Annotated in this window: 13 protein-coding genes; 10 read left to right on the top strand and 3 right to left on the bottom strand. The window is 65.8% G+C overall.

Annotated features, from left to right (window positions below; genetic code table 11):
* Positions 1 to 54: 54 nt before the first annotated feature.
* The gene (locus FA85_RS06705) at positions 55 to 615 is read right to left on the bottom strand and encodes a cob(I)yrinic acid a,c-diamide adenosyltransferase (RefSeq protein ID WP_036110500.1); all 561 of its coding nucleotides are present in this window, start codon (positions 613 to 615) and stop codon (positions 55 to 57) included.
* An 85-nt stretch (positions 616 to 700) separates the two neighbouring features.
* Here FA85_RS06705 and ubiH point away from each other — a divergent pair, with 85 nt between their 5' ends.
* From ubiH to FA85_RS06690, 3 genes are all read left to right on the top strand, one after another.
* A complete protein-coding gene (gene ubiH, locus FA85_RS06700) occupies positions 701 to 1,912 on the top strand; it encodes a 2-octaprenyl-6-methoxyphenyl hydroxylase (RefSeq protein WP_239739760.1) in 1,212 nt (403 codons plus the stop codon).
* The gene (locus FA85_RS06695; protein ID WP_036110503.1) at positions 1,909 to 3,120 is read left to right on the top strand and encodes a UbiH/UbiF/VisC/COQ6 family ubiquinone biosynthesis hydroxylase; all 1,212 of its coding nucleotides are present in this window, start codon (positions 1,909 to 1,911) and stop codon (positions 3,118 to 3,120) included. Before ubiH ends, FA85_RS06695 begins: the two co-directional genes overlap by 4 nt.
* A gap of 62 nt (positions 3,121 to 3,182) precedes the next feature.
* Positions 3,183 to 3,980, top strand: a complete 798-nt coding sequence (locus tag FA85_RS06690) for a dienelactone hydrolase family protein (protein ID WP_036110504.1) — start codon at positions 3,183 to 3,185, stop codon at positions 3,978 to 3,980.
* Between the two features lie 4 nt (positions 3,981 to 3,984).
* On the opposite strand, the gene FA85_RS06685 is transcribed toward FA85_RS06690, so the two are convergent.
* A complete protein-coding gene (locus FA85_RS06685) occupies positions 3,985 to 4,983 on the bottom strand; it encodes a polyprenyl synthetase family protein (RefSeq protein WP_036110505.1) in 999 nt (332 codons plus the stop codon).
* Between the two features lie 130 nt (positions 4,984 to 5,113).
* Here FA85_RS06685 and FA85_RS06680 point away from each other — a divergent pair, with 130 nt between their 5' ends.
* The 7 genes from FA85_RS06680 (at position 5,114) to FA85_RS06650 (ending at position 12,146) form a co-directional block, all read left to right on the top strand.
* Positions 5,114 to 6,310: an MFS transporter gene (locus FA85_RS06680; protein ID WP_036110506.1), complete on the top strand. Its 1,197-nt coding sequence runs from the start codon at positions 5,114 to 5,116 to the stop codon at positions 6,308 to 6,310.
* Positions 6,311 to 6,516: 206 nt separating this feature from the next.
* On the top strand, positions 6,517 to 7,071 hold the full coding sequence (locus FA85_RS06675; RefSeq protein WP_036110507.1) for a fimbrial protein: 555 nt from the start codon (positions 6,517 to 6,519) through the stop codon (positions 7,069 to 7,071).
* A gap of 74 nt (positions 7,072 to 7,145) precedes the next feature.
* The gene (locus FA85_RS06670; RefSeq protein WP_051943321.1) at positions 7,146 to 7,883 is read left to right on the top strand and encodes a fimbria/pilus periplasmic chaperone; all 738 of its coding nucleotides are present in this window, start codon (positions 7,146 to 7,148) and stop codon (positions 7,881 to 7,883) included.
* Positions 7,884 to 7,988: 105 nt separating this feature from the next.
* On the top strand, positions 7,989 to 10,346 hold the full coding sequence (locus FA85_RS06665; protein WP_197056494.1) for a fimbria/pilus outer membrane usher protein: 2,358 nt from the start codon (positions 7,989 to 7,991) through the stop codon (positions 10,344 to 10,346).
* Complete coding sequence (locus FA85_RS06660) at positions 10,343 to 10,858, top strand: fimbrial protein (RefSeq protein ID WP_036110511.1); 516 nt, start codon at positions 10,343 to 10,345, stop codon at positions 10,856 to 10,858. Before FA85_RS06665 ends, FA85_RS06660 begins: the two co-directional genes overlap by 4 nt.
* Before the next feature lie 184 nt (positions 10,859 to 11,042).
* Entirely contained in the window at positions 11,043 to 11,657 is a 615-nt protein-coding gene (gene ssb / locus FA85_RS06655; protein ID WP_036110513.1) for a single-stranded DNA-binding protein, read from the top strand.
* A gap of 72 nt (positions 11,658 to 11,729) precedes the next feature.
* Positions 11,730 to 12,146: an Sbal_3080 family lipoprotein gene (locus FA85_RS06650; RefSeq protein WP_036110516.1), complete on the top strand. Its 417-nt coding sequence runs from the start codon at positions 11,730 to 11,732 to the stop codon at positions 12,144 to 12,146.
* A 5-nt stretch (positions 12,147 to 12,151) separates the two neighbouring features.
* On the opposite strand, the gene FA85_RS06645 is transcribed toward FA85_RS06650, so the two are convergent.
* Positions 12,152 to 13,285: an aminotransferase class I/II-fold pyridoxal phosphate-dependent enzyme gene (locus FA85_RS06645; RefSeq protein ID WP_036110518.1), complete on the bottom strand. Its 1,134-nt coding sequence runs from the start codon at positions 13,283 to 13,285 to the stop codon at positions 12,152 to 12,154.
* Positions 13,286 to 13,427: the final 142 nt, after the last annotated feature.

The following is a 13,427-nucleotide window of genomic DNA, read 5'->3' as shown; positions in this document are numbered from 1 at the left end:
TCGGGAGGCGCGACGTGGATCGCCGCACCGGCACCGCGAGCTTACACCGCGGACTCAGCCGCGCGGGCGGCGTTCGTGCTGCCAGAGTACTTCGCCGTGCCCGCTGCGCCTCGCCAGGACACGTGCCAGCACGAAGAGCAGGTCGGACAGGCGGTTCAGGTAACGCTGTGCCTCGGGACGGATGGCTTCTTCGCGGGCGAGGGCGACCACCTCGCGCTCGGCACGCCGGCAGACGGTCCGGGCCACGTGGCAGGTCGCCGCCGCCATCCCTCCGCCGGGCAGGATGAAGTCCTTCAGCGCCGGCAGGTCGGCGTTGAAGCCGTCCAGCACGGCCTCGAGCCGGTCGATGTCCGTGGCCTGGATCATGGCCATGCCGGGGATGCACAGCTCACCGCCCAGGTCGAAGAGCTCGTGCTGGATCTGGACCAGTGCCTCGCGAACGTCATCATCGACGCTCTCGGATGCCAGCGTGACGCCCAGTGCGCTGTTGAGTTCGTCCACGGTGCCGTAGGCGGCTACCCGCAGTGAGTCCTTGCCGGTACGGCTGCCATCGCCGAGGCCGGTGCTGCCGTCGTCGCCGGTGCGGGTGTAGATCTTGGAAAGTCGATTGCCCATCCGGGCATTCTAGCGAGGGCTGTCGTCACTGTGGCAGGCGGCCGCAACGGCGGCGCATTCACGTGGCGGCGTTATGATTCCGCCCATGAGTCCCTCTCCCGAACCTATCGTGATCGTCGGCGGCGGCCTGGTCGGCGCCAGTCTTGCCATTGCCCTTGATGCCGCCGGGCTGCCCGCCGTCCTCATCGAGGCGGCCGCACCGACGGTCGGGCAGCAGCCGAGTTACGACGAGCGCAATCTTGCCCTGGCCAGAGCCACCGTCAACGGCCTCCGGGCGATCGGCGTGTGGGATTTTGCCGAGGACCGGGCCACCCCCATCACGCATATTCATACGAGCCGCGCCGGCGACTTCGGCAGTGTCCGCATGAACGCGTCCGAGGAAGGCGTGGACGCGCTGGGCTGGACGCTTCCGGCCCGTGAACTGGGCGCGGCGCTCCTGCGTCGCCTGGATCGATGCCAGCACCTTACCCGCCTGGCGCCCGCGCGGGTCGAGGGCATCCACGCGGATGACCGGGGCTGGGCGGTCGACGTGGTCACGGACGCTGGCATGCGATCGCTGCACACGTCGCTGCTGGTCGGCGCCGACGGCACGCACTCGGGAGTCCGGCGCCAGCTCGGCATCGGAACCCGCGAGCACGACTACGCGCAGGCGCTCTTCGTGACCACCATGACGCCGGAGCGCGATCCGCGTGGCCGCGCCTTCGAGCGCTTTACCGACGATGGTCCCGTCGCGGTGCTGCCGCTGACGGACCGCCGGGTCGGCGTCGTGCTGACCGTTGCCGCGGACCGGGTCGACGAAGTGGCCGCCATGGACGATCAGGCGTTTGCAGCCCTGGCGCAGGAGCGCTTCGGCTGGCGGCTTGGCCGGTTGACCCGACCGGGTAAACGTTCGCCGTATCCGATTCGCCGCGTCGCGGCCGAAGCGCTCACCTCGAACCGCGCCGTGCTGGTGGGCAATGCCGCCCAGACGGTGCATCCGATCGGCGCGCAGGGCTTCAACCTTGGTTTACGCGATGCGCTGACGCTTGCCGAGCTCGCAACGGGCGCTACCGATCCTGGCGCTCCGTCGCTGCTCGCCGAATACGCCGCGCGGCGCGCCACCGACCGTGAGGGAACGATGGCGATGAGCCACGGCCTCGTCCGCCTCGCGTGCCTCGACCAGCCGTTTCTCGGCCCGTTGCGCTCACTGGCGATGCTGGCGCTCGACCGCGTGCCGCCCCTCCGCCACGCCCTCAGCCGCCGAGGCATGGGTTTTCGCGCCAACGCACCGTTCGCGGTCCGGGAGAAAACCCCGTGAGCGATAGCTGGAGCGCAACCTCCTCCCGTCGTCGCGGCGGTCCGCTGGACGTCGCCGTGGTCGGCGGCGGCATGGTGGGTGCCGCCGCCGCATTGAGTCTGGCGAAGGCGGGCTTCTCGGTGGCCCTCGTCGACGCACGGGAGCCCGCCGCCTGGAACGCATCGGACGAAGTCGACCTGCGCGTTGTCGGTCTTGCGCCGTCTTCGGTCGTCCTGCTGGACCGCCTCGGGGTGTGGGGCGCCATCCGCGACGCACGCGCCTGCGGCTACGAGCGCATGCTGGTCTGGGACGCAGAGAACGGTGCCACGGTGGATTTCGACGCCGCCGACGAAGGTCGCGATGTACTCGGTTACATCGTCGAAAACAATCTCGTGCAAGCCATGCTCTGGGATGCGCTGGACGACGCGGGTGTTCGTCGCATCGTTCCCGCGCAGGTCGTGGGTTATGGCGAACGCGACGATCGCGCCCAGCTGGAACTCGCCGACGGTCAGTTCATCTCGGCGCGCGTCGTCGTGGCCGCCGACGGTGCGGATTCCCCGTTGCGTGCCATGGTTGGCATCGGTACGCATGGTCGCGACTACGCGCAGCGCGGCGTCGTGGCGCATGTCCAGACCGCGCGCCCGCACGAAAGTACGGCCTGGCAGCGTTTCCTCCCGTCCGGGCCGTTGGCGTTCCTGCCGCTGGCCGATGGCCGCTGTTCGATCGTATGGACCCTGCCCGAACCGGAAGCCGCGCGCATCATGGCGCTGGACGACGACGCTTTCCGGGATGCGCTCGGCGTGGCCAGCGACTTCCGTCTCGGACCCGTGCTTTCCGTCAGCCGTCGCGCCGCATTTCCCTTGCGGCTGAAGCTGGCCGATCGTTACGCGTCCGGGCGGCTGGTGTTGCTGGGCGATGCGGCCCATGCGGTTCATCCCCTGGCCGGGCAGGGCGTGAACCTGGGCTTGCGCGATGTGGCCGAGTTGCGCGACACGCTGGTCGCCGCACGGGACGCGGGCCGCGATATCGCGGCTCCGCATGTGCTTCGCCGCTACGCAAGACGACGCAACAGCGCCGACGGGCTGGACGCGTGGTCGTTCGACGCGCTCGGGCGTATCTATGCGTGGCAGGCGGGGCCGCTGGTCGCGGCGCGCGGCCTGGGCGTCCGGCTCGTGAACGGACTGGTGCCGCTCAAACGTAAACTCGCCAGGCACGCCGCGGGACTTTGACCGGTCTGGCGGCGCGCCCGTCGCGAGGCCTATCCTTGGGCACTTTCCAGGGAGTCACGCCGATGCGCCGTTCACTGCTTGCCTTGTCCTTGCTGATCCTCGGTCACGTGGGAGCCGCCTCCGCGGCGATGGTGGCAAAACCGGTCCAGTGGACCGACCAGGGTGTGACCTATAAAAGCTTTCTGGTCTACGACGATGCGGTGACCGCCAGACGGCCGGGCCTGGTCATGGTGCCGAACTGGTATGGCGTCAACGATATGGCGGTGGCCAAGGCTAAGGACATCGCCGGCAAGGACTACGTCATCCTGCTCACCGACATGTACGGTGGCGACACGCGTCCAAAGTCCGAAGCGGAAGCCGGCGCGGCGGTGAAGCCGCTTTACGCCGATCGCAAGATCATGCGGCAGCGCGTGGTGCGCGCACTGGACGAACTGAAGGCGCAGGAGAAGAACGCGCCCATCGATCCGTCACGGCTGGCCGCCATCGGCTTCTGTTTCGGTGGATCGGCCGTGCTCGACCTGGCTCGCACGGGCGCCGATGTCGCCGCTGTCGTGAGCTTCCACGGCCTGCTGTCCACAGACGATCCGAAGCTCGGCGCGCAGATCCATGCTCACGTGCTGGCTCTCAATGGCGCGGATGACGCCAACGTGCCTCCGGAGCAGCGCGCGGCGTTCGAGGCCGAAATGCGCGATGGCAAGGTCGACTGGGCCTCCACGGATTTCGGTGGCGCCGTGCACTGCTTCACCGAGAAGGAAGCCACCACGCCGACCGGCAATTGCCGGTATGACGACAAGGTGGCCAAGCGCGCCTACGCCGCCATGCGGGCGTGGCTCAGCGAGTCGTTCGCGGCGAAGAAGTAACGCCTCAGAAGCGGCGTTCGACCGAGTAATCGGCGAGCGCCGCGAGGGCGTCACGGTACGGCGAAGCGGGAAGTGCCGACAGCGCGTCGCGTGCTGCCGTCGCGTGCCCCACGGCTTTCTCATGCGTGCGCTCGATCGCTCCGGAGTCGCGAATCGCCGCGATGATCAGGTCGAGCGAATCCAGTCCGCCATGCTCGATGACATGCCGCAGGGATTTCAGCTGGTCTTCGTCGGCCACCTGCATCGCGTAGATCAGCGGGAGGGTGGGCTTGCCTTCGGCAAGATCGTCGCCGATGTTTTTACCCAGCGTCTCCGCATCGGACACGTAGTCGAGCAGGTCATCGGCGATCTGGAAGGCATAACCCAGCTCCATACCGTAGCGACGGAGCGCCGCGACCTGCGTATCTGGCAACCCGCCCAGCACGCCACCCAGTTCGGTCGCCGCGGCGAAAAGAACGGCCGTCTTGCGCTCGATCACGGCGAGATAGGCGGCTTCATCCACGTCCGCATTGCCGATGTTGAGCAGTTGCAGCACTTCGCCTTCGGCAATCGTGTTGGTCGTGTCGGCGAGGATGCGCATGATCCGCATATCGTCGAGCTCGACCATCAGCTGAAAGGAGCGCGAGTAGAGAAAATCGCCCACCAGTACGCTGGCCGCGTTGCCCCATAGTGCGTTGGCCGTCTTGCGGCCGCGACGCATGTCGGACTCGTCCACCACATCGTCGTGCAGCAGTGTCGACGTATGGATGAACTCCACGATGGCCGCCAGCTTGGCGTGATCCTGTCCGTCATAACCGGCCGCGCGAGCCGCGAGCACGTGCAGCATCGGACGAAGCCGCTTGCCGCCACCCGCGATGATGTGATCGGCGATCGCATTGATCAGCACGACATCCGACGAGAGCCGGTGCCGGATCAGCGAATCGACTTCTTTCATGTCGGCGGCGGCGAGCGTACGGACGCCAGCGAAGTCGAGGGAGGTCGGGCGGGCGGCTATGGAGTCCATCTCTACAGGTCGTGTGCGGCAAAACAGCCCACAGTATAGGGGCTCACCCGTGGTTACGCCGTGGATTTGGCCGGTGTCCGTATAATCCGCTTCCGATGACATCGATCGGCCTCGCGCCCGGAAACCCTTGGTGAGCAAACTCAGTTCCCTGGAACGGCGCACCGCGCTGACCCTGGCAGCGGTGATCAGCCTGCGTCTGTTCGGGCTGTTCCTCATCCTTCCCGTATTTTCCGTCTACGCGCGAGCCATGCCGGATGCCACGCCCTGGCTGATCGGCCTGGCCCTGGGTGTCTACGGGATCGGCCAGATGTGCTTGCAGATTCCCCTGGGACTGCTGTCCGACCGGATCGGTCGCAAGCCGGTCATCACGCTGGGGTTGCTCGTCTTCGCCCTGGGCGGAGTGGTCGCCGCGTTTTCCCACACCCTGACCGGCATCGTCGCCGGACGTGCGTTGCAGGGTATGGGTGCCGTTGCTGGCGCTGGCACCGCGCTGGCCGCGGATCTGACGAGCGAGGCCCATCGAAGCAAGGTCATGGGCATCATCGGCGTATCGATCGGGGTTTCGTTTCTTCTGGCGCTCATTCTGGGGCCGCCGCTCGAAGCCGTGGCGGGTCTTCCCGGCCTGTTCGGTTTCACCTCCCTGCTTGCGGTCGCGGCTATCGCCATGCTCTGGTGGCGCGTGCCCACGCCGACCCATCATGGCGCCCCGGCCGCCGCGTCGTGGCGCGAGCTGGCCTCGATGTTTCTCGACCGTCGCATGCTCGTGCTGAATGGGTCGGTGTTTTTTCTGCACGCGTTGCTGACCGCCTCATTCGTCGGCCTGCCCATTCTTCTTACCGACGTCATGCGTATTCCTGTGGCGCACCACTGGATGCTGTATCTGCCGGTGATGACGATCGCCGCGCTCGGCATGGGCGCAATGCTACCCCGGATGAAGGACATGCGGCGCGCGTCGCACGTCGTGGTCGGATGTGTCTGCGTGCTCGGGCTGGCGCTGGCGGGCATGGCGCTCGCCGAAACGCACGTCATCGTGCTCGGTGCGGCCGCCACCGTGTTCTTCGCCGCCTTCAACCTGCTTGAGGCCGCTTTGCCGAGTCTCGTCTCCCGTCTTGCGCCAGCCGACCTCCGCGGCGCGGCGATGGGGGCTTATTCCAGCTCGCAATTCTTCGGCGCCTTTGTCGGTGGTGCCGTCGGCGGGCTCGCGCTGGGCCACCTCGGCCTTCGCGGTGTATTTGGCTGCGCGGCCGCCATGACCCTGCTGTGGCTGCCGCTGGTCGTTCGCGGGACGCGGCGTATGGCTGCCGGCGGCGTCGCCTCGGCGGCTTGAATGCGGCGGGGTTGAAGGACTCGCCGACACGGATGTCGGCGTAGCGCGTCGCTCGCGTCATGGGTGCCTGCATGTATCGCGGCATCTGTAGTCGTCATTTCAGAATTTGCGTATCGATCGCCTCCGGGTCCTCGACCAGACTTCGTGTGCGCGCCGTCCCGCACGTTTTCCGGTGCGCGTCCTTTCCCACTGAAGAGGCCGTCGCCATGTATAAGAAAGTTCTCTCCCCGGTGTTCATCGCGTCGGCTCTCGCCGTCTCGTCGTCCGCTGCACTCGCGGCAAACGACGGTTCCATCGAGATCACCGGTCGTATCGTCGCCACCACATGCAACGTCGAAGGACAGGCGCCGGGTGGCGGGGCCGTCAAGAAATCCGTCGGACTTGACGGCATCTCCGTGGCAAAACTGGCGGCACCGGGAGACGTGGCGGGCGACAAGGGCTTCCTGATCGTCGTGGGCGGCAACGACGATTGCGCCGACGGACTGAAAGCGAAGATCCGTTTCGATCCATCGAGCCCCGCGATGGATCGCACGGCGGGTCGACTGAACATCGATGCCGCCGCCGATGCCGCGAAGAACGTTCAGATCGAAATCGCCAACGGTGACGGAACGCCGATTCACTTGTTTACGGGCGAGTCCAGGCCGGTGGTCATCGAGGGACACCGCGCAACGATCGAATTGCTTGCGCGCTACTACAGCCTTGGCGGTGCGACGCAGGGCACGGCGAATTCTCGTGTCGGGTTTCAGGTCGTCTACGACTGACCTGCATCCCGCGTGGCGAATCACGACGACCGGCCCCTCTGTCCGGTCGTATCTCTCATGCAAAAGGAACGAGCATGCTGAAGAAAATGGCGTGGACCGCGGGCGTCGTCATGGCTTTGATGACGAGCCCGGCCAAACCGGCAATCGTCATCGGCGCTACGCGTGTCGTCTTTCCCGCCGCGCACCGGGACGTCGCTGTCCGCCTGCAGAATAAAGGGGACGAGCCAGCGCTGGTGCAGGTGTGGATCGACGACGGCGATGAAGCTTCGTCGCCGCAGACCGCGCGCGGCCCCTTTGTCATCACGCCGCCGGTCTTCCGGATCGACCCGGGTCACGGGCATGCCGTGCGTATCGTTCATGTGGGCGATGTGAAGCCTGTCGACAAAGAAAAACTCTATTGGTTGAACGTCCTCGAGATTCCTCCGAAAGCGGACAAGGCCGAGGGTTCCAACGTTCTCCAATTCGCTTTTCGACATCGACTCAAGCTGTTCCATCGACCGGAACGGCTGTCGTCGACGGTAGATCAGGCGCCCGCGAAGCTCGTCTGGTCGCTGGTTCGTAGCGACGGCGCCGCGTCGCTGCGCGTTGCCAATCCTTCGCCTTATGTCGTGTCGTTCAACGCTATCGGACTGAGTCCGTCGGATGCACCGACCGCGCCGACCGTGCCTCTCGGGGGTGGCATGGTCATGCTGGGTGGATCGTTGACCATCCCTGTCTCATCGGCCACGGGTCCTGAGCTCACGCGCGTCTCCTATGCCGTCATCAACGACTATGGCGCCGTCGTCCCCGGGACGGCGAAGCTGGCCCCATGATCCGGGGGAGGATTCATGGACGGATCCAGCGCGATCAGGCTCCGGTATGGCGCTCTCCCCGCTCGGTGGGTGAGCGCGTGCATGGTGGGCGTGGCCGGGATATTCATGAGTTGCATGGTCTGTGCGCAGGACGCACGATCCGTTCAGTTCGACGCGGGCTTTCTTCCGGATGGTCTCGCCATGGGACTTGACCTCTCCCGTTATGCCCATGGAAATCCCGTCCTGCCCGGCGTCTACGACGTCGACATCTGGATGAACGACGAGTGGCAGGTACGCCGCACCGTACGCTTTGTCGAGCGTTACACGGACAACGATGCTTCGCCATGCCTGAGTCGGGCAGAGCTCGAAAGTTTTGGCCTCGTCAGGAAAGAGTCGTCGTCCGCAGAGGACGATTGCGCGCCTATCAGCGAGCGCATCCCGCAAAGCACGGCGCGGCTCGACGTCGCCGAGCAGCGCCTCGACATTGAAGTTCCGCAAGCGTGGCTGGTACGTCGTCCCCGCGGCGTCGCGCCTCGCGAGCAATGGAAGGACGGCGTGACAGCCGCGCTGCTGGCGTGGCGCGCCAATTTTCACCAAAGCGCGTTACGGCATCGGTCCTCGCGCTCCCTGTTCCTCACCGGCGATGCGGGGTTGAATCTGGGCCGCTACCGGTTTCGTCACGCCAGATCATGGTCGCAGGGCCAATACCGACAGGGACACACGTTCGCCGAACGAGCTGTCGACCGGCTCCAGGCACGCTGGAGAGCGGGAGACGTCATCATGGGGGACGATCTGCTGGAGCCGGTCCTCGTTCGCGGCGTGAGGCTTGCCAGTGACGTGCGTATGCGTCCCGACGCGGGTGATGGCTATGCGCCTCAAGTACGCGGCGTCGCGGCGACCCATGCGAGGGTGACGGTCAGTCAGGGCGGTCGCTTGCTCAGGGAGCTGTCCGTTCCACCGGGTGCCTTCGTCATCGACGATCTGGGCGTGGCGGGACGGGGAGGGGATCTCTCCGTTGAGATCGTCGAAGCCGACGGTCGCCGTATTCGTTACAGGGTGCCTTACTTTTCGTTGCCGCTTTTGATGCGTGAAGGCGCTACCCGCTACTCGATGGGCATGGGCCGATGGCGTGGAGGTTCGTCTCGCCAGCCGTGGCTGCTCGAAGCCGCCTGGCGTCGCGGTGTGCGCCACGGCTGGACCGTACAGGCAGCACAGCGTGTGATCGGAAGCGGCACGTGGCTGGTGGGTGGCGCGGCGGTCGACACGCTGGTCGGCGCGTTCTCGGCCGATGTGACGCACGCGCTGGCCCGGCGTGCGGGACCGGTCGGAACGCTCTGGCGGCTGCGTTACGGACATCGGTCGGATCGTGGGGGCGTGATCTCAGCCACCGTGTCAGGCGGGGCGCAGCGAATGGCAGCGGGAGCGATGAACGCCGATCGCTCACCCGCGCGACAGCGAAGAGCGGATATCTCATATCAACACATGTTCGACGAAGCCGGCGGCTCATTCGGCCTCGCGTTCGGCTACACGCACCTGCCGGACAGCGGAGGCGGGGAGTGGGATCAGGCCTTGTCATGGAGCCACGTCAAGGGCGCGGCCGTTGTGGACGTTTCTTTACGTCGTTCGTTAAGAACGGCGTCGCGTTCGTCTGGCCGCGCCTCGGAAAACACCGCACAGGTATCGGTCTCCCTTCCCCTGGACGGTGAGCGTTCGCGCGTGGCGTCGCAGGCCGCGTTGCGCATGGGGCCGGACGGCAAGCAACTGCGGGCCGGTCTGCTCGGGAGCGCTGGTAGCGAGGGTGCGTGGGGGTATGCCGCATCGGCTGCGACACATGCCGGTGGTCCACGGCTGGACGCATCGGTTTCCCGTGCGTCCGGTGGCGGCGATCTCAGCGTCGCCGTCGAGCGGTCCCGTGTGAGCAGAGCGGCTTCGCTGTCCGCTTCGGGCGGTATCGTGGCTCATGCGGGTGGGATCACCCTCGCACCCTTCCTGGGTAACGCCTCCGGACTGGTGCAGGCGCGTCATGCGCGGGGCGCGCGCCTGGCGTCGGCCTCATCCGTTCACGTCGACAGGCGCGGATACGCCATCGTGCCGAGCCTCGCCCCTTACCGGTGGAACAGTGTGGACATCGATCCCACGGGTCTGCCGCTCGGGGTCTCACTGGCGTCGACTCATGCGCGTGTGGTCCCCACGGCAGGCGCGGTGGTCCTTGTCCCATTCGAGACGGACGAACATGCGACGATTCTCCTCACCGGGCGTCGCAGCGATGGGGCACCGTTGCCGTTCGGTGCGGAGGTGGTCGACGACCAGGGCCGCTCGATCGGGGTGATCGGGCAGGGCGGTCGGTCGTTCCTTCGCTCGGACGGCGGCACGCCCGCCCTGAGGGTGCGCTGGTCGGATCAGGCGGGAGGCGGCTGCGATCTGCGGCCGACGCTGGCAGGCGAACGGGCCGGACTGAAACATTACGAAGGAGTATGCAGATGACGATCAGGATCGCCTCCCTCACAAAGGGCGGTATGGCCGCGTTACTCATGGCCGTGACCCCGGAAGGGACGCGGGCGGACGACCGTCTCGATTTCGAGGTCACTGGAGCCGTGGTCGCTTCTTGCGGGCTCGCGGATCAACGGATCCGGATCGACCTCGGAAGCGTCGCCTACGGCGACCTGGGACGGGTTGGTGCGGCTAGCCCATGGCGTCGCGCAGCATTTTCCGGCGTCGACTGCGTCGGTGCGACGCGCGCTGCCGTGACACTGCGCGCTCGTCCGTATCCGCCCGATCCCCGGCTGCTCCAGCCTGAGGGTACGGCGCGTGGTGTCGCGATCGAGATGCGGACCGGAGCGGGGGAGTCGATCGTTCCCGATGGAAAGACGCCTGTCGGCTTCTCCTGGCCGGGTGGCTCCCCGCAGCTCGCCTTCGAGGCAAGGTACGTGAGGACAGGCGATCTTGGCGCCGGAGATGCGACGGCCACCGCGGTGATCGAGATCACCTGGGAATGAGACTGGGACGACAGCGCGCTCCGGCGGCGGCCTGCGCATCGGGGTTTGCGGTGATGGCGGCCATCGCCCAAACTACACGGTCCGACCCCGCCAGCCCGCGCTTGCCGCAGGCTCGCTATGATGGGCGGGAGTGACGACGATCCGCCGGATCGGGCGTCCAATGACACGAATACGAGGGAAATCCATGGCACGCGGTATCAACAAGGTCATCATTGTCGGCAACCTCGGCGCGGATCCCGAGACCCGTTACACCGGTAGCGGTACGGCCATCACCAGTCTGCGTCTAGCCACGTCGGAAGCCTGGACCGACAAGCAGTCGGGCGAAAAGCAGGAGCGCACCGAATGGCACCGTGTGAAGTTGTTCGGCAAGCTGGCCGAAATCGCCGGTGAGTATCTGAAGAAGGGGCGTCAGGTATATATCGAGGGTTCTCTTCGCACCGACAAGTACACCGATAAGGACGGCATCGAGCGCTACTCCACGGACATCATTGCCAACGAGATGCAGATGCTCGGCGGCCAGGGTGGCGGTGAAGGCGGTGGCGGTTTCGGCGGCGGCCAGGGCGGTGGCGCACGTCAGCAGGCGCCTCGCAGCGGCGGTGCCGGCCAGAGCGGCGGTGGCAACTGGGGTGGCGGTAGCGGTGGTGGCGGTCAGCAGCGTGGCGGCGGCAACTACGGTGGCGGTCAATCGCAGCGTGGTGGCGGCGACGACTACGGCCAGCCCCGTGGTGGCAACGCGCCTCCGCAGCGTTCCGCACCGCCGGTCAACGAAGGCTTCGACGACGACGACATCCCGTTCTGATCCTGATCGGCAGGGAATGATCGATAAACGGGCGCCCTTGGGCGCCCGTTCTCAATTAACCGGGGACCATTCATGCGTTATCTGCCACTGACTTTAGTGCCGCTCCTTGCGGCTGGCTGCACATCCGTTCAGGTGAGGCCGCTCGATCCGGCATTGCACGTCGATCACGTGTGCATTCGTGAGAATCCGGACGTCATCGTCAAGGACTTCCTGCCAGTTTTACGCGAAGGCTTCAAACGTCACGGGATCGCCACGGACGTCTACTCGACGATCGGGGCAGACAACTGCCCGTACGTGCTCACATACACGGCGCTTCAGTCCTGGGACTTTGCTCTTTACTTGTCTCACGCCGAGTTGCGCCTGGAACGCGACGGCCGCCAGGTGGCTTTTGCGGAATATCATCTCAAGGGTAAGGGCGGGCTTTCCGTCGCCAAGTGGCAGAGCGTCAAGTCCAAGATGGATCCAGTCATCGACCAGCTCCTGAAATAGACCTGTCAGCTCGTGCGCCGGAGGTATTCGGATAGCTCGGTCAGGGCATCACCTGTTTCGTTGCGACCAAATCCGATGCGGAAACGGTCGTCAGGCGTCGCGGTCAGCGTGGACTGGTAGTTGGAGGCGGGAAGCAACAGGATTCCCGCTTCTTCGACCAGGCGCTTCGCGAAGACTTCGACGCCTTCCGGACCGAGGTAGCGCGGAAAGGCGATGCAACCTCCGTCCGGGCGGCGCCATTCGAATCGCTCGCTCCACTCGCGGAAGAAGGCGTCGACGCGTTCGAGATTACGGTCGAGAAGCAGTCGCTGCCGATCGAGGATGGCGTCGCGGGCTTTCAGGGCGATCAGCGCAAGCTGTTCCGAAGGCCCCGAGTTGCAGATCGATGTGTAGTGTTTGTATCGCTCCATGCGTTGCAGGAGTTCGTGGTCGGCACAGGCGATCCAGCCAATGCGCAGCCCTGGCAGTCCGTATGCCTTGGACATGACGCCGATCGATATCCCGCGCTCGTAGACATCGGTGGCCTGCGGCAAGTGCACGGTGCCTGTCGCTCCGAGAGGCCGGTTGACTTCGTCGCTGAGCAGCCAGATGCCGTGCTTGCGGCAGAGCGCGATCAGTGCGTCAAAACGATCCTGCTCGAGAATTTTTCCGGTGGGGTTGTGCGGAAAATTGATGGCGATCAGCCGGGTGTTCGGTCGTACGGCCGCTCTTATCTCGTCGATGTCGAGCGACCAGTGATCGCCGGGACGGAGCGCGACGCCGGTGACGTCGCAGATCGCCGCAGGGATGGTTTCCGCCGACTGGTAATTGGGCGTGACCACGATGGCGTGATCGGTGGGCTCGAGCAGTACGCGCATGGCGATGTAGAGCGCTTCCTCACCTCCGGCGAAGCAGAGAATGTCGGCTGCCTGCCTGCCCTCGTAGGTCGACGCGATCGCTTCACGAAGTTCAGGGGCGCCGTACGTCTGCGTGTAGCTCAGCGGCAGAGATCCGAACGCGGCACGATCACGGTCGTCCGCCAGGTCGAGCAGTGCCGATACGGTGAGGCTTTGCGCATCGGAAGCCGCGAGGTTGTAGCGCACCGAGAACTCCCAGCGGGAAAAGTAGGTCTCCAGCTGGAAATCGGGAAGGGTGGTCATCAGTCGGTCCTGGAAGCGTGGCGGATACGAGCGGGTCTGAGTGGACTATATGTCCATACGAGATTATCAGTCTAGTGTCCGCCTGTTCATCGCCGTCCGGACGGCGCCCATGGAATGCTCGCCAATGCCTCGCTACAGTGGC

This window comes from Luteibacter mycovicinus (genome assembly GCF_000745235.1).
Classification (GTDB): Bacteria; Pseudomonadota; Gammaproteobacteria; order Xanthomonadales; family Rhodanobacteraceae; genus Luteibacter; species Luteibacter mycovicinus.
Note: the sequence above shows the minus strand (reverse complement) of the source record. Positions and strands in the feature narration are given on the sequence as shown.